This window comes from Alphaproteobacteria bacterium (genome assembly GCA_017308135.1).
GTDB lineage: Bacteria > Pseudomonadota > Alphaproteobacteria > CACIAM-22H2 > CACIAM-22H2 > Tagaea.
The window spans coordinates 603,337-620,241 of sequence record JAFKFM010000008.1; the positions used below are offsets into that span (position 1 = coordinate 603,337).

The 16,905-nt window shown below is 63.1% G+C and carries 15 protein-coding genes; 2 read left to right on the forward strand and 13 right to left on the reverse strand.

Features of this window, described 5'->3' with window-relative positions; translation table 11 throughout:
• Positions 1–8 precede the first annotated feature (8 nt).
• The 13 genes from J0H39_11165 to J0H39_11225 all read right to left on the reverse strand — a co-directional run bounded on the left by J0H39_11165 (position 9) and on the right by J0H39_11225 (position 14,768).
• Positions 9–2,450, reverse strand: a complete 2,442-nt coding sequence (locus J0H39_11165; GenBank protein ID MBN9497302.1) for a response regulator — start codon at positions 2,448–2,450, stop codon at positions 9–11.
• Positions 2,447–2,821 (reverse strand): response regulator, encoded by a 375-nt coding sequence (locus J0H39_11170; protein ID MBN9497303.1) that lies wholly within the window; start codon positions 2,819–2,821, stop codon positions 2,447–2,449. Before J0H39_11170 ends, J0H39_11165 begins: the two co-directional genes overlap by 4 nt.
• On the reverse strand, positions 2,818–4,263 hold the full coding sequence (locus tag J0H39_11175) for a PAS domain S-box protein (protein MBN9497304.1): 1,446 nt from the start codon (positions 4,261–4,263) through the stop codon (positions 2,818–2,820). The genes J0H39_11170 and J0H39_11175 overlap by 4 nt, the downstream gene beginning before the upstream one ends.
• 676 nt (positions 4,264–4,939) lie before the next feature.
• Positions 4,940–5,539 carry a cupin domain-containing protein gene (locus J0H39_11180; GenBank protein ID MBN9497305.1) on the reverse strand — a complete coding sequence of 200 codons (600 nt, stop codon included), beginning with the start codon at positions 5,537–5,539 and terminating at the stop codon, positions 4,940–4,942.
• On the reverse strand, positions 5,536–6,954 hold the full coding sequence (locus J0H39_11185) for an amidase (GenBank protein ID MBN9497306.1): 1,419 nt from the start codon (positions 6,952–6,954) through the stop codon (positions 5,536–5,538). Before J0H39_11185 ends, J0H39_11180 begins: the two co-directional genes overlap by 4 nt.
• A complete protein-coding gene (locus J0H39_11190; protein MBN9497307.1) occupies positions 6,947–7,441 on the reverse strand; it encodes a heme-binding protein in 495 nt (164 codons plus the stop codon). Before J0H39_11190 ends, J0H39_11185 begins: the two co-directional genes overlap by 8 nt.
• 9 nt (positions 7,442–7,450) lie before the next feature.
• Positions 7,451–8,860: an aminopeptidase P family protein gene (locus J0H39_11195; GenBank protein ID MBN9497308.1), complete on the reverse strand. Its 1,410-nt coding sequence runs from the start codon at positions 8,858–8,860 to the stop codon at positions 7,451–7,453.
• Between the two features lie 130 nt (positions 8,861–8,990).
• Positions 8,991–9,833, reverse strand: coding sequence for a TauD/TfdA family dioxygenase (locus J0H39_11200; protein ID MBN9497309.1), 843 nt, complete (start codon positions 9,831–9,833; stop codon positions 8,991–8,993).
• 37 nt (positions 9,834–9,870) lie between these two features.
• A complete protein-coding gene (locus J0H39_11205) occupies positions 9,871–10,674 on the reverse strand; it encodes an ABC transporter permease (protein MBN9497310.1) in 804 nt (267 codons plus the stop codon).
• Positions 10,667–11,497, reverse strand: a complete 831-nt coding sequence (locus J0H39_11210; GenBank protein ID MBN9497311.1) for an ABC transporter permease — start codon at positions 11,495–11,497, stop codon at positions 10,667–10,669. Before J0H39_11210 ends, J0H39_11205 begins: the two co-directional genes overlap by 8 nt.
• Before the next feature lie 23 nt (positions 11,498–11,520).
• Positions 11,521–12,567, reverse strand: a complete 1,047-nt coding sequence (locus J0H39_11215) for an extracellular solute-binding protein (GenBank protein MBN9497312.1) — start codon at positions 12,565–12,567, stop codon at positions 11,521–11,523.
• Between the two features lie 32 nt (positions 12,568–12,599).
• A complete protein-coding gene (locus tag J0H39_11220; protein MBN9497313.1) occupies positions 12,600–13,718 on the reverse strand; it encodes an ABC transporter ATP-binding protein in 1,119 nt (372 codons plus the stop codon).
• Between the two features lie 312 nt (positions 13,719–14,030).
• On the reverse strand, positions 14,031–14,768 hold the full coding sequence (locus J0H39_11225; protein ID MBN9497314.1) for a FadR family transcriptional regulator: 738 nt from the start codon (positions 14,766–14,768) through the stop codon (positions 14,031–14,033).
• Between the two features lie 298 nt (positions 14,769–15,066).
• Between J0H39_11225 and J0H39_11230 the strand changes: the two genes are divergently transcribed.
• Together J0H39_11230 and J0H39_11235 are read left to right on the forward strand one after the other, a co-directional pair.
• Complete coding sequence (locus tag J0H39_11230) at positions 15,067–15,627, forward strand: TRAP transporter small permease (GenBank protein MBN9497315.1); 561 nt, start codon at positions 15,067–15,069, stop codon at positions 15,625–15,627.
• The gene (locus J0H39_11235; GenBank protein ID MBN9497316.1) at positions 15,624–16,895 is read left to right on the forward strand and encodes a TRAP transporter large permease; all 1,272 of its coding nucleotides are present in this window, start codon (positions 15,624–15,626) and stop codon (positions 16,893–16,895) included. The genes J0H39_11230 and J0H39_11235 overlap by 4 nt, the downstream gene beginning before the upstream one ends.
• The last annotated feature ends 10 nt before the right edge of the window (positions 16,896–16,905 follow it).

Genomic DNA, 16,905 nt, shown 5'->3' on the forward strand with positions numbered 1-16,905 from the left:
GTTGACGCTCAAGTCTTGTCGATGACGTGTCGGATCATTTTGGCGAGATCCGCGCGGCGATAAGGCTTGCTCAGCAGGTGGACGCCGGGGTCGAGGCGCCCCTGATGCACGATGGCATCCTGCGTGTAGCCCGAGGTGAAAAGCACCTTCAGCCCCGGTCGCTGCATCTGCGCTTCATCCGCCAATTGCTTGCCGTTCATCCCCCCGGGCATGACCATGTCGGTGAACAGAAGGTCTACGGCGATACCTTCCCGCAGCAACATCAGTGCGACAGGACCGCTATTCGCGGTCACTACCCGGTAGCCGAGCGAGCTTAGCAAGCCCTCGACATGGCTACGCACCAAATCATCGTCTTCCACGACCAGGATTGTCTCTGCGCCCCGCGTCACTTGGTTATCCGCGACGCTCTCCGCCGCCGGCGCGCCTTCGATCGTCGCGCGCGGCAGATATAGTTTTACCGACGTGCCCCGCCCGACCTCCGAGTAAATCGTCACGTGGCCGCCCGACTGTTTGGCGAAGCCGTATACCATGCTCAACCCGAGCCCCGTGCCCTTGCCCGGCGCCTTCGTCGTGAAAAACGGCTCGAACACCTTTTCGATGTCGGCCGGCGCGATGCCCGTCCCCGTGTCGGTCACCCCGAGCATCACATAGGCCCCCGGCGTTACGTCGGGATGCAGTGTCGCGTAGTCCGCACCCAGCCAAGCGTTGCTCGCCTCGACCGTCAGCCGCCCCCCTTCCGGCATCGCGTCCCGCGCGTTAATCGCTAGGTTCAGCAACGCCGATTCGATCTGCGCCGGGTCGGCGAAGGCGGGCCATAGACCTTGCGGCAGGATGAAGCGCATCTCGATCGATGCCGTCAGCGTTCGACGCAACAGATCCCGCATTCCTTCAGTCAGCGCCGCTACGTCCACGATCGCCGGCGCCAACGCTTGCCGCCGTGAAAACGCCAGCAGCCGTTGGGTCAGGTCGGCGCCGCGCGATGCCGCATCGCCGGACATCTTCGCCAACTGCGACAGCCGCTCATTCCCCGCAAGCTCCTCCGACAGAAGCTCCGCGTTCCCAAGAATAACTGTCAGCAGATTATTGAAGTCGTGCGCGATTCCGCCCGTCAACTTACCGATCGAATTGAGGCGCTCGGACTGCTGCAGCGCCTTCTCCATATTGACCCGCTGCGTCACATCCAACAGCATGGCGCATACCGCAGGCTCGCCGGCCCAATCGATCACGAACGCGCGGTTCTCCATGATCATCGTGGCGCCGTTACGATGCCGCGCTTTGATCAGGTAAAAACTCGGCACATCCTCGCCGCGCAGCCGCGCGCTATTCATCTGTTCGATGCGCGGCCATTCCTCCTCCGCGAACAGATGAATGCAACTCTCGGCGCGCAAAATGTCGTCGGGGCTTTCATAACCGAGCGACTTCGCCAAATGTTGATTGGCGAGCACCGGCCGGAACCGCCGATGCACCAGAATTCCCACGCTGGCCTGATCGATGAGCCGCTCCAGACGCTTGCCCAGATCCTCCGCCAGATACTGGGCGCGGACGCGCTCGCTGATATCGTAGTGCATAACCACCGCGCCGCGCCGCCCTTCGCCGCCGGTCGCCGTGACGGCAAGCCCAAACCAGCGTTTCTCGGTCGGGGAATGGCATGGATATTCGGTCGTAAAGCGAGGTAGCTCTCCGGCGATGACCGCTCGGATTCCTTTGGCTATGGCCGATCCCGGCGACTTTCCTGCTCGCCCCAATCGTTCGCAATGTGCGAGATAGTTTTCGCCCACCCCGCTGTCGGTCAGCCGCAGATCGTTCTCGCGGCCAAACCGGCGCCAGGCTTCGTTGACATCGACAATCCGTCCCGTCTCGTCCAGCAAGGCGATGTTGGCATGCAATGCATCAAGAATGGCGCGCTGGATGGTTTCGAGCCGGCTGCGTTCCGCGATCTCCGTGCGCAGCGCCGCGTTCGCCGCCTCAAGCTCGCTCATCTTCTGCTCGAGCTTTCCGACCAGCCGCTTGCTGTATTGGGCGAACAGCGAATTCGCATTATCGGCACGTTCGCCCGCAACGGGTTCCCCCGTCCGTGCCGGCCGGGCGAGAACCTCGCGTACGCTCGCGAGCAACGCATCCGGCTCCATCGGCTTGATAAGAAAAGAATCGGCGCCCAAGCGGCGCGCCAGTTGCTCATCCTGCGGCGACGTATAAGTCGCGGTGTAGACAATGAACGGGATATCGCGCAATTGCTCGTCCGACTTCCAAACTTGCAGCAACGCGTAGCCGTCCATGCGCGGCATCAGAAGGTCGGAGACGATCAATGCCGGGGGTGCTGCATGGGCACGCTCCAGTGCCTCGATGCCGTCGCTTGCCGCCTCGACCGTATAGCCATGGGCGCCCAGCAAGGATTGCAGGAAGTACCTGTTATCCTCGCGATCATCGACGACCAGGATTCTGATATTCAACGGGGCGACGTTAGAAATTTTGAAACCTCCGCAACAAAGGTGTCGGGATCGATCGGCTTCTCAATATAGCCGTCGCAACCTGCAGCCAGCGCCTTTTCCCGGTCACCCGGCATCGCGTAGGAGGTAACCGCGATGATAGGAACGGCTCGCAGGCCTTCTTCGCCGCGCAGCAGGCGCGCGACATCGTGACCGCTCATTAACGGCAACTGGATATCCAACAAAATGATATCGGGCCGCAGCGACCGCGCGAGCGGCAAGGCGGCGACACCATCCGATACCGAAACGACCTTGTATCCGCCCTTTTCCAAAAGGAAGGTGGCGAGATAGCGATTCTGCTCGTTATCCTCGATCAGCAAAGCCGTATAGCTCATGTCCGGGCCGTGGCGCACGAACGCGGAAGTATCAGCGTGAAGGTACTGCCCTGCCCCCAGACGCTTTCAACCTCCACGTTCCCCCCAAGAATTTCGGACAGACGACGGCAAATGGCCAAGCCAAGGCCCGTGCCCTCATGGCTGCGCGCGAGGCCGGTGTCGACCTGGCGAAAAGGCTGGAACAGCAGGGGCACGTTTTCCGCCTTTATTCCAATGCCGGTATCGATAACGCGCAGGCGCACAAGGTCCCGCTGCAGTTCCCCCGGAACTGAATCGACGACGAGAGAGACGCTGCCCGTGTCGGTGAACTTTACCGCATTGTTCATCAAGTTCAGCAGCATCTGCTCAAGGCGTCGCTGATCCGTCGTCATCTTCCCGTCGGCAAGCCTGAAATCGACCAAAAGACGAAGTCCCCTCCGGTCGGCCAGCGGTTGGATCATAGCGCCGATCTTATCGACGACCTCGTTCAGATCGAATTTCGACGGCTGGACCGTCACCTCGCCCGCCTCGATCTTGGAAATGTCGAGCACGTCGTTGATCAGGGCTAGCAAGTGACGTGCGGCGGCGTGCACCATGCCCAATTGCTTCGACTGCTCCTCGGTCAAAGGGCCCGCCAATTTTTGCCGCAAAATTCCGGTAAAGCCGATGATGGAATTTAGCGGCGTGCGCAACTCATGGGACATGGCGGCGAGAAACGCGGACTTGGTGTTGTCCGATTCCTCCGCCCGGCGCAGCGCAATCTGAAGCTCGCGCGTGCGCTCAGCCACCATTCTTTCGAGACCTTCGTTCAGATCAAGCAGCTTACGTTCGCTGGCTCGCAGCCGTTCCTGCGCGCTTCTGAGAGCGGAAATATCCAGTCCCATCCCGACGAGACAGTTCTTGCCGTCGTAGACCGTACGTCGTCCGGTGAAATAGTAGGGAGTTAGGGTACCGTCCTTGGATTGGAAATTTGCCTCGAGGAATGAGTCTCCCGAAGAGAAGACATCCTGAACGCGTGCATTCAAGGCGCCCCATTCGGACTCGGGGAAGAAGTCGCGGGGATGCATGCGCATGATTTCGATCCCCGAATAACCCGATACGACTTCAAAGTTCTTATTCCAGCGCAGGAAGTGTCCGTCCTCGTCATAGAGGTACGTAATTCCAGGCATGGACTCATGCAACGCGTGGGACAGGTTTCGCTCTTCGGCGGCGATCTCGGTGGCCTCCCGCATTCGCTGTTCGGCGGTATCGCGCCGGCGCAATTCGTGTCCGATCAGAAAAGCGATGATCGCAGCCGTGACCAGAACGAACGTGACGCCCTTCAATGTCTGGATATTCGGCCGCCACGCGACCGACATCTCCGCCTCAACCACCCAGTCCGATCCAACGATGTAAATGATGCTGATCACGCCATAGATGACGGCGACCTTGACTGGGATGGGAAGTCGGCGACGTTCCACCATTTGTCTGGCTCTCTGGCCTGCTCCGGGGGGGGGGTGGAGGGCGCGATTGAGCTAATCGCATCTTGGCCTCAAACGCCATCCAACTCTCGTCGCTGATTGTCGATTGATGGAGAAGCCGACGGCAAAGAGCGCCCAAAATCGAAAACCGCGTTTCCGGTTACCTAATTCTCGACCTGTCTTGATCAGGCGCGGCCTGAGACAAAAAATTGTCCAGTTGAAAACTGGAATTGGTTCGCTATCGCGCTGAAATCGAATTGTGGGTCGTCAATGGGCGACGTTTTCGCATCCGACATTTTGGCGCCCCATGCGTTCTCGAACTCGGGCGCTGAGGTCCCTATTCGCCCGAATATTCATTGTGGGGAATTGCATCGCTGTACTGTGCGGCGCCACCAGTACTCATCTTCTTCATCGAGGGCACGACAATCTTTGAGATTATTTTTTAATATATTTTTGCATGACGGCGGCAGTCGCCGGTAAACATTCTTCGCTGCATGAGGCAAGGCCGATTCGATGCCATCCGATTTCTGGCGATTCGGATAACTCACGCGATCGCTGACACCGGCAGGACGAAGAACAACAAAAGATGAGAAAGCGCGCTTAGCACGGCGCTACCGATCCGCGCCGTCATCGCTTCAAAGCAAGCGGATCTTCGGTCGAAGTGGGACGACACGCGCAGCTAATGAACCTGCGGCGTGTTGACCCACAGCATCCGCGCAACGACCGTGCCGGGATTGCGATAGCTGCTTGTCAGATGATTTTTATATGAGAAGGAGTCGCCCGCCGACAGTGTGTAGGGCGAATTCTCGATCGTCAGCTCGATCTGCCCTTCGATCACGTAGCCGAAGGTTTCGCCCTGATGGGTCACGCGATCCTCGCGCCCGCCGCCCGGCTCGACGATATGGATATTCGCTTCGAGAAGATTGCCGGTGGCGAACGAGATCATGCGTTCGTACTTGATGCCCTTCCCGTCGCGGATCGGATCGGTCAGCGCCACCACGCGCTGCCCGGCGCGCTGGATGATCGCGGGCGCATCGAGGTCCGCGCCGAAGAACGACGACAGATCGCGGCCCAGCGCCTCGACGATACGCTGCAACATCGGCAGCGACGGCACGACATGGCCGCTCTCGATCTTGGAAATCGAGCTTTCGGCGCAACCGATCCGCTCGGCCAATTCGCGCATCCGAATGCCGGCGAGGATCCGCGCATGGCGCACGCGCGCGCCGATCTGCAGATCGCGCGACGCCGGAATCTTCTCGACCTTTGCAGCCTTGCTCATACCGGCGACGCCCCCAATGCGCGATTCGCAGCGGCGATTTTTGGCCGAAGCGCCGCCCAAGGCAAGATCGCCTCGAAGGCCGCGCAAGCGCTCAATACTTGGGCATCGGCGAGATGCCGCCCGACGATTTGCAGGCCGACGGGCCGGCCGTCGCCGGTGAGCCCTGCCGGAACGCTCGCCGCCGGTTGCCCGGTCAGGTTGGCGAGCGCCGTGAACGGCGTCCACCCTTTCGGCTCGGGCGCTTCGAGCGGATAGGCCGCGCACGCGGTCGTCGGCGTCAACAACAAGTCGAACCCAGTCATGAAGCGCGCCATCGTCCGGGCGACCTTCTTGCGCGCCATGATCGCGGCGGTGAATTCGCCGGCGGTCCAGTCGCGCGCCAACAATCGGCCGAGCGCGCCGTCGAACACATGGTCTTGCGCCGCCGCCATCCGCCGGAGGCCATCGCGATCGGTATCGAGCGCCACCAGCGCGTCGAACGCTTCGTGCGTATCGCCCACCGGTGGATCGGCCTCGATCAGCGTGGCGCCGACGTCGCGCGCGAATTTGATGGCCGCCGTCGCGCAGCGTTCCGCGACATCGCGCTCGACCTTCGCGAAACCCAGCGTTCCGCTATAGGCGATGCGCAAGCCCCGCAACGTTTCCGGCGGCGCGATCGAAAACGCGCCGGGCTCGAGCGGCAGGGAATGCCTGTCATCCGATGTGGGCCCGCCGACGACGGACAGGCATAAAGCGAGATCCGCGACGCAAGCCGCCAGCGGGCCGATATGTTCGAGCGACTCCCAGCTCGACGCGCCCGGTTGCGATTCGTCGCGGCATCCGGGGAAAAGCGGCACGCGCCCCCACGATGCTTTCATCCCCGCGACACCGCAAAGGGCGGCCGGAATGCGGATCGAGCCGCCGCCGTCGCTGCCCAAGCCGAACGGCACCATGCCGGCGGCGACCGCCGCACCCGTTCCGGCACTCGACCCGCCCGTCGTGAGGGCGGGATTCCAAGGATTGCGCGTCGTCGTGAACAGCTTGTTACGTCCGACGGGGCCATACCCGAATTCCGACGCGTTGGTCTTGCCGATCACGATGGCACCGGCCGCGCGCAATCGCGCGACGCTGACATCGTCGATATCGGGGACGTATTGCGCATAGAGCGGCGACGCGAAGGTCGTGCGAAGCCCCTTCGTGAGAATTAAGTCCTTGATCGCGACGGGGACGCCCGCCAGCGGCAAGGCATCGCCCTTCGCGATACGGTCATCGACGTCGCGCGCCTGCGCCAGCACATCGTCCGGATCGACCGTGCAGAAGGCATGTATCTCGGAATCGGCCGACGAAATCGCCTCGAGCGTCGCCGAAGCGCTTTCGACGGCACTCAGCCGGCGTGCGCGCACATGCGCGGCGATCGTGGCGGCGGAATCAGCCACGGACCTTGTCCGGATGCGAGCCGCGCACGATGCCCGTGTCCTCGGCCCCCATCGGCACGAAATTCTCGAACATATCCGCACCGTCGATCGCCGCGGCACCCGCCCGCGCAACGGCGAGGTCCTGCGCCCCAGTCCCCGATCCGGCCGCGACGGCCCCGACCACGATGCCGCCCACACGGATCGGCAGACCGCCGATCAGATTCGTCCATTTGTTCTCCGACGCCAGCGCGATTTGGATCTCGACGTCCGCATGCGCCCCGCCGGTCGGCTCGCCCGACAAGGCGGCGGTACGCGCCTTGTTGGTGGCCGAGATCACGCTGATCGCCTTCGACCCGTCCATCCGCGCCATTGCCACGATATTGCCGCCGAGATCCACGACGCAGATGCACATCGGCTGGCCGATCTTCTCCGCCGCCGCGATCGCCGCGTGGAGAACCTTGAGCCCGCCCGCGTGCGTGAGATTGCGCGTGTCCTTGAGATCGTCCATCGCCCGCCCCTATGCGCGATGCAGATCGAGCGGCGTGTGGCGGCTCAAATTCTCGAACCCGTCTTTGGTAACGGTGTAGAGATCGCCCACGTTGCAGCCCGCGTTCAACGGCTCGATCCATTGCGTATGCAGGACGAAGACCATGCCTTCCTCCAAGCGATCGTAATTGTGGGACGAGACGTTGAAGCTGTTCCCCGCCCCCGCCATGCCGATCGAGTGGCCGAGATTGGGATTATGCGGCCCGTATTGCGCGGGATAGACATGCATCAGCTTGCGGCCTTGCGCTTCCCAATCGATGTCGCGGACATATTGCCGCTTCACCAAGCGCGGACTGCCGTCATCCGCCGGCGCCCAGATATAGGGCATGGTGCGCGCTTCCGGCGACGTCAAAAGCCCCGCCTCGATATAAGGCTCGAACGCCGCATTGTTGATGTCGCGGAACAAGGCGCCGGGCTTGATCAGCTTTTCCGCGCGCTTCACGCCCTCGACGCAAGCCGCGATCACCTTCTCCTGATGCTTGGTGATCTCGCCCACCGCGACCATGCGCGCGGTCTGCGCGGTGTAGCCGCGGAACGTGACGTTCGAGATATAGAGATTGATCAGATCGCCGGGCCGCACGACATGACCATAGGGTTTGCCGCAATGCGTGCCGAACTCGTTGATGCCGATCTGATACCCGTCGCCGGTTTCACCGCCGCGCGACATCTGCGCGAAGGTGAAGGCGCCGAAAATCTCGTGGTCGGTGACGCCGGGCTTGGTCACGTGATAGGCGGCTTGCGTGGCGATATCGATCAATTGGCCGGCGGCGCGGAACATGTCGATCTCGCGCGGCGAGCGCACGCGCTGCATGCGATCGATGATGCCGTTTTCGACGACGAATTTCGTCTTGGGCATCAATTCCTGAAGCTGCGCCCAGAACTTGACCGACTTGCCGTCGCCGATGCGGCCGATCTGAGCGCTCGGCCCGAACTGATCGAGCAGGAATTTGGCCGCCGCCTCGCCCGCCTTCTCGTCCGACGTGCCGGGACGATCGGCGTATTCGCGGCCGATCGCGCCGACCTGCCAGATATCGTCGACCAGCACGGGCTCGCCGCCCGGCGGCAGGATCACGGATTCGGTGAAGAAGGTCAGAAGCGTCAGCGGCTTGTCGTTGTCGCACGGAATGATCAACACGCCTTCGCGCATCCAGTCGATCATGTAGCGCAAGTATGCGTTGGACGCGTGGAACCAGCCGACCATGCCGGTATGGATGACGATCGCATCGTGCCCCGCGACGACCGCTTCGCGGCGCACCCGGCGCAGACGCTCCTCGTACTCCGCCACGGGCAACGGCGGCGGCGGCACGAAGTCGAAATTCGGCGCGAAATCGGCCATCAGAGCTTCGATGGTGGGGCGCGTCGATTTGGTGATGATCGTCATAACAAGGGTTCCTTCCGGTACTTTTTTTATGAAGCGCGCGTCGGCTCGAGGACGCGGCGGGCGAAAAACAGACCGACGAAAACGACGCCGATGAGCACGCCCGAGATCGCGGCGACGGCTGAGGATGCGCTCACCGCGACAGCACGGCGCCGGGGTTGGCGAGATCGAGCGTCCCGCTCGGTACGGCAATTGCCTCCTTCGTCCATACCCAAAAAGCGTGGACTTGCCGGCCCGGATCGTCGAACGAGTCACGGCCGTGCAGCATTCGATAGTTGTCGAAACAGATGGCGTCGCCTGCCTCCATTTGAAACATTGCACCGCGATCCCGGGAATCGCGAAGCGCCTGCTGCCAACGTCCGATACTGCGTGCGTCGGCATCCTCGCTGGCCCCAGGCCGCGCAGCGATGTTGTGATGGTTGCGGATCTGAAGCCGTCCGTTCGGCAGCCGCCGGGCGATCGGTGCCTCGTGTTGCTGCGGACTCGACGGATCGGAGTGATCTATGTCAACGTCCCAGCAAAATCGGGCAAGATCGGCCGTTTCGGGATCGTCGCCGAGCAGGCGGACCAACGCGCCGCCATCGATGAGAAACGATTCGCCTCCAGCAGGCTGGGCAGGCCGTTTGCACCACAAGAACATGTAGTCGGGCGCTAGGTCAGCGAATAGAAACCCATCGTTGTGGGCGATCATTCGCTCCGAGGGGCCATAGAAGTACGGTTTACGCCCGCGCGCATCCGCCGAGAGTGCCGCAATCCGCGCCCCCTCCTTCACATCGACATCCTTGGTTGTCTCGAACTGCCGTTCGATCCGGACCAAGTTCGGCCCGAATAGCGTCGCCGCCAGATCGATGATCGCCGACTCGCTCGCGATGCCTCCGAGTAATACGGCGCCATCGCGCGCAAGAATCGGCCGGGCAGCTTCGGTATTCGGCGCGCGTTCCGGAACTATGGACGCATTCGCGACATCGATCGGCATGGAGCGGCTCCTTGGATCAAGCTGGATTGTCGAGTTTTCAAATTTGGCGCGATGGCTCAAGCACGCGGCGGGCGAAGAACAAGCCAACGAACACGATGGCGATCAGCACGCCGGAGATCGCAGCGACGCGAACGTCGAGCGACTCCTCGATCATCGCGAACATACGCAGCGGCAAGACCGAGGTCCGCGCGTCGGCGAGGAAGAGCGACACGGAGACGTTGTCGAGCGACTGCATGAACACGAGGAACGCGCCCGCCAGAATGCCCGGCACCATCAGCGGCAGCGTGATGCGCAAGAAAGTCATGAAGGCGCCGACGCCGAGCAGCGTTGAGGCTTCCTCCAGACTGGGGTCGAGGCGCTGCGCGATGGCGATGCAGGCGCGATACATCAATGGCCCGAAGACCACGACATGCCCCAGCACGACCAGCGGCAGCGACGGGCGCAAGCCGATATTGCTGAACGCGATCAACGCCGCGAGACCGTAGACGAGCGTGGGCAGCACCAGCGGGGCCAACATCAGCGGCTCGACGATCGCCGAGACTTTGCCTTTGAGGCGCGTGGCGCCATACGCCGCCGGCATCGCGAACAGGAATGCGCCCAACACCGTCAGCACCGCGATCTGCAATGAGTTCCAGATCGCAGTATGGATCGGCGCCGAGCGAACCGGGTCGAACAGGGCCGTGTACCAGCGCAGCGAAAAACCGTCGGGCGGAAATTTCAGCGTCTGCCCGGCGGTGAAGGACATGACGAGGCCGACGGCGACCGGTGCCACCATGAAGGCGACGGCGAGCCAGCCCAGGCCGAATACGACGGCGCGATAAAGGCGATCGCTTTTAGCCATGCGACGCGAGCCTCGGGTGGCGCGACAGCATCGCCATCGCCGCCATGATGATTCCGGTCGTCGCCAGCAACACGAAGGCGATCGCCGCCGCCGACGGCCATTGGAACAGCACGCCGACTTCGCGATAGATATATTGCGGCAGATAGATATGCCGCGCCCCGCCGATCACCGACTGGGTGACGTAGGACGTGGTGGCGCTGGCGAAGACCAAGACCCAGCCCGCCAGAATGCCAGGGGCCGCCAACGGGAGGATGACGGTCGCGAGAATTCGCCAAGGGCCCGCCCCCAGCGTCTCGGCTGCCGAAACCAAGCTGCGATCGGTGCGTGACAGCACCGCCATGACCGGCAGCAACAGCAACGGCAATTCGATCTGGCTCAACACCACGACGATGGCCGTCTCGTTGAACAACAGGCTGCGCGGTGCCGGAATGAAGCCAAGCTGCGCCAGCGTTTGGCTGACCGGCCCTTGGCGGCCGAGGATGACGATCCAGGCGAAGGTGCGCACGACGTTGCTGACCAGCATGGGCAGCAACGTCAGAAAGACGATCAAGCTGCGCTCGCGCGGGCCCGCATGCCAGAACAGCAGAATGATCGGCAGGCCGATCAAGGTCGTCGACGCCACGACCTTGAAACCCAGCGCCAGCGTGTCGAACAAAACTTGCAGCGCCAGCGGATCGGCGAACAGCTTGGCGTAGTTCGCCAAGCCGAAGCCGCCCGCTGGATCGCTGAAGCTGAACGCCGCTAGCACGACGAGGGGTACCAAGAAACCCGCGATCGACAGCGCCAGCATCGGCGCCACGAACGGAACTCCGCCGCGGGTCATCCTGCGTTCCCCTCTTCGCCCGGTTACTTCTTCACCACGCGGTCGAACTCGGCCGACCACGCCGCGCGGTTGGGATTGATCTTCGCCCAGTTGGGATAGATCAGATTCTTGATGTCGGCGTCGCTGATGAACGACTTCAAGCTGTCGGTCAGCGGCACGTCGGTGTTCGTCGGCAAAACCTCGTTCGGCGGCATCGACAATTGGCGCTGCACGTCCGCCGAGATCGCCGCGTCCATATATTGATAGACCCCGTCAGGATTGGGGGAGCCTTTGACCAAGTGGAGCGCAACCGGCAAGGCGGGTGAGCCCGTCGTCGGATGTGCGAAATCGCACTCGACGCCACGGCCCCTTAGATTCGCGACATTGCCGACGGTGGAGATGAAAACCGCAATTTCGTTTTGCTGGTAGAGCGCCATCTGCTGCTGATTGTTGCTCGTAATGACGGCACCCTTGTTGAGATGCTCGGCAAGGATCTTGAAGGCGGGCGAGAGATTGTCCTCGCTGCCGCCGAAGGCTTTAGCGATCTCGACCCATGCAATAGTCGCGGTGTTCGACCCGAAGCCGCTCCACCCGACCTTGCCGTGATAGACGGGATTGTCGAACAGCTCGCGATAGGTCTTGGGCTTGGGCACCAGTTTCGGGTTGTAGGCGATACCCGTGATCTCGACCGTCACGTTCGGGCCCCACTCGGTCTGCGCGGCCGGCAGCAGCTTGCTCCAGTTCTTGAGCTTGCTCGGGTCGATCTTCTCGATCAAACCGTGCGCGATGGCGTCGGTCGTCTGGCCCGGCGAGACCATCATCGCATCATATGCGGGCCTGCTCTGACTCTGACTCGCGCGCAACCGGGCAAGTTGGTCTTGCGCCAAGGCCGGGGCGAGCACCAACTCGGTGCCTGCCGACTTCACGACTGGCCCGACAATTGTACGGTAACTGTCCTCCCACGAACCTGGGAAGGCGGCAGCAACGATCGAGCCCGCCGCGCGGGCGCGCGAGACGCCCAGCATCGGCGCGGCCACGAGGCCGCCGAGCCCCGCCATGACGGAACGGCGGGAGAGTTTGCGATTGAGCATGATGATCCTTCTCCTGTTCGGACGGTTTCGGGTTATGACGACGGATAGAGACGGCAGTGATCGAGCTCGAAAGTGACGTGAACGGTGCCGCCCGGCGGCGCGTCGGAGGCGCCGGGCGCCCGGCGCTCCGCCGCTTTCAGCGGCGTGCCGTCGGCAAGCAGCAAGTCGTGCAGGCGCAGCGGGCCCTGCGGCACGGCCATCATGCGGCGCGCCGGAATGGCGCCGGGCGCGGGCTTCTCGTGCAGCACGACATGCTCCGGCCGCACGGCGATGACGACGTTCGTGCCGCGCATGAAGCCGCTGCGGCGCGGCAAATGGATCGCGTCGCCGGTCGACAGGCGTAGCGTCGATTCGGTCTCGCTTTCGGCCGCGACGCTCGCTTTGATCACCGACGCCTGGCCGACGAAGGTGTTGACGAACAGCGTTTTCGGCCGATCGTAAAGTTCCGATGGGCTGCCCGCCTGTTCGACCTTGCCCGCGTTCATCACGATCAGGCGATCGGCGACGGCTTGCGCTTCCTCCTGGTCGTGCGTGACCAGGATCGTCGTGATGCCGAGTTCGCGTTGCAGGCGCAGAAACTCGAATTGCATATCGGCGCGCAAGGCGCGATCGAGGGCGGCGAACGGCTCGTCGAGCAACAGCAAAGTCGGACGGGGCGCCAGCGCGCGGGCCACCGCCACGCGCTGCTGCTGGCCGCCCGACATTTGGCGCGGCAAACGATCCGCGAACTTCTCGAGCCGCACGAGAGCGAGCAGCTTGTCGACTTCGGCGCGCTTCTCCGCCCCCTTCAGGCCGGACAAACCGTAGCCGACGTTCTCGCGCACCGTCATATGCGGGAACAGCGCGTAGTTCTGGAACACCATGCCCACGCGCCGCTCGCGCGCCGGCATCCGTGTCACATCGCGCGTGCCGAGGCGGACGACGCCCGCCGTCGGCGTGACGAGGCCGGAGATGATCCGCAGCATCGTCGATTTGCCGCAACCGCTGGGCCCCAGGATCGCGGCGACACCGCCGGCCGGCACATCGAACGACACGTCGTCGACAGCCGGTGCCCCGCCATAAACATGCACGATGCCCGCGACCGACAGCGCCTCGCCCAGTCGAGCCGATGCGGAAATGGTGACGTCGTTGAGGGGAAGCGTGGCGTCCAAATGGACCTCGGCGGATTGGCGGACGATCGCGACGGATCACCCCTGCAGGAAAGATACTTTCCTGATAATCAAGTTATGTGCCAATCCAAAAATACTAGTAAATATACATTAATAACAATATTTTAAACAAGCACATTAATGTATTTATGCAGATGCCATATAGACATAAACATGATTATGTATCAACTTTATGCACTCGCCGCATGCGAACTGGGCAGACGCTGCGAAACCGCGTCCACCGCCCAGGGCACGCCAATGGCGGCCGATCGATGATCCGCCGACGCGCATTGCCTTCCCAACGCGCTGCCCCGATCAGGGTTCTTCGTTGATCCGATCGATATAGGCGACCGTGTCGGCCAGCAGCCGATCGATATGCGCGCGCATTCGGCGCTCCGCCACGACGGGATCGCGCTTGCGGATCGCCTCGGCGATCGCCTCGTGATCCTGTGCGAGGGCTCGCGCCTCGCGCTCCGTCTCGCGCTTGCTGCGCCGGGCGACGGCCGGGTTATGCGCGATCTTGTCGAGCAGCGGCGTATCGTTCTGCTCGATCGCCAGCAAACCGATCTCGATCATCAGCTTATGATGCGACGACCGGACGAGCTGACAGTGGAAACACACCGCCGGCTCGACGCGGCGTCCGTCTTCGGTCGGGGCCGCGCAATGCGCGCGCGCGAAACTTTCAAGCTGGCGGATATCGTCTTCCGACGCGCGCAACGCCGCCAGGCGCGCCGCCTCCGGCTCGACCGCGCGGCGCACGAGCAGCATGTCGCGCAACGATTCGGCGCTGCTGATCGATGCGACATCCACAAGCCGCGCGGAACGCTGCCGGCGGCTCATCTCGCTGCGCAATTCCGCGAGCTTCGCTTCGCCCGCCGGCGTCAACACGCGCCCGCGCTTGCCCAAAGTACGCGCAAGTCCGCGCGTCACCAATTCGCGCAACACGCGGCCCGCCGTGGCCTCCGCGACCGCAATCCCAGCTTTCCGCAACGCGCCGACGAGTTTGTTGTTGCCGACCGGACCGTCGTTACGGCGCAGCAGTTCGAGCGCCACGACATCGATCGCGGATCCCCGATCCCGTTCGGCACCCAAAACCCCGGATCGCTCCCGTTTCGCTCGCCGCATTTGACCGTTGTTCCTTCGACCACATATCGCAACGCGCCGGCGACTCCTCGCCGCCGCGAAACCCGAGATTGATAAATCAACGCCGCCTCGACGCGCAATGACGGCGGCACCCGGCGTATTCCCGCCGCATCGCACAAAAGGGCGTTGACACACTATCGTACTCTGTTCATCATCAATGATGATCGACACGTGAACGAATGTCGAGCCCTCCCGAACAGCGAGCCGTATGCCTCAGCCGAATCTCATTCCGCCGTTTGGCGCCGCCTTCGCCCGTCTCGTGGACGGTATGAACGCGACGATGCGCGCGGCGATCGCCGTTCTGCTGGCGGGGATGAGCGTCTGCGCGATCATCCAGGTGATCGTACGGCTCGCTCTCGACACGCTGGGCGCCAATTTCTCGGTGCCTTGGACGGAAGAGCTGAGCCGCTACATGATGGTCTGGCTCATCTTCCTAGGGGCGGCTTACGCCTGCCGGCGCGCGCAACTGATTTCGCTGACCATCGTCGTCGATCGCTTGCCCGCGCGCGCCCAAGCCGCCGCGATGGCGGCCTGCGCGCTGGTTTGCGTGACGTTCTACGCCCTGCTCGTCCAGGTCGGTATTGCGGCGTTTCGCACCGGCTTCATCGAGATGAGTCCCGTGCTGCAATTCCCCAAAGCCTATGTCTACGCGGCCATGCCCGTGGGTGCCGCGGCGATGATAATCAACACGCTGGCATGCCTCGCGGAAAGCCGGGGCTGGATCGGCCGCCCGGCCGGCGACGACATCGCGCCGGATCAAACGCCATGATCGCCGCCATTGTCATTCTGTTCGGCTTGTTCGCGCTGGGCGTTCCCATCGCCGTCGCGCTTGGCGCCGCCCCGCTCGCGGCGATCGCCGATCGCGGCATCTCGCTCGTCATCGTGCCGCAGATCGTGTTCGAATCGCTCGACTCGTTCACGCTGATGGCGATCCCGTTCTTCATCCTGGCCGGTCGCCTGATGCAGGCGGGCGGCATCGCGCGGCGCCTCGTCGATCTCGCCGTCGCCCTCACCGGCTGGATGCGCGGCGGCCTTGCCAACGCGTCGATCGTCACCGCGATGCTGTTCGCCACGATGTCGGGCTCGTCCTCGGCCACTGCCGCGGCGGTCGGCACGACATTGATCCCCGCGATGGCCAAGACGCGCTATCCGCGCCCGTTCGGCGCCGCGACGATCGCGGCGTCGGCGGAACTCGGCGCGATCATCCCGCCCTCCGTGCCGATGATCGTCTACGCGGTCGTCGCCAATGTATCGATCGCCGATCTGTTCCTGTCGGGCGTGTTCCCTGGCCTGCTGATCGGCTTCTCGTTGATCCTGTTCGTCACGGTCATCTCCACCCTGCGCGACTACGGCGTGGTCGAGCGGCCGGGCATGGGCGCTTGGGCATTAGGCGTCGTGCACGCGACCAAACGCGCGGCGTTGTCGTTGTTGATGCCGGTGATCGTGCTGGGCGGCATTTATGGCGGCGTGTTCACGCCGACCGAGGCGGCGGTCGTCGCGGTCGGCTACGCGCTGGTGCTGGGCCTGTTTGTCTATCGCGAGATCCGCTGGAAGGACTTGCCGGAGATCTTCTTCGTCAGCGGATTGAGCGCGGCCGTCGTTCTGCTCATCGTCGCCTTCGCGGCGGTCCTCGCCTACGCGCTGGCGATCTACCAAGTGCCGCAAACGCTCGCCGCCGGCATCCGCGCGCTGACCGACAGCCCCGTCGTGTTCCTGCTGATCGTCAATCTACTGCTGCTCGTTATGGGCATGTTCATCGAGACGTTGGCCGCCATTGTCGTCGTGACGCCCATTCTGGTGCCGATGGCGATGGGGCTGGGCATCGATCCGATCCATTTCGGCGCCATCGTCATCGTCAATCTCGCCATCGGGATGGTGACGCCGCCGGTCGGCGTCAATCTCTTCGTCGTCTCCTCGATCTCGGGCCTGAAGATCGAGGAGATGATCCGCCCATTGCTCGGGTTCCTCGCGGTGCTGCTGATCGATCTGGCGATCATCACCTACGTGCCCGCGGTCACGCTCGGCCTCGTCCGTTAGGCCGCAATCT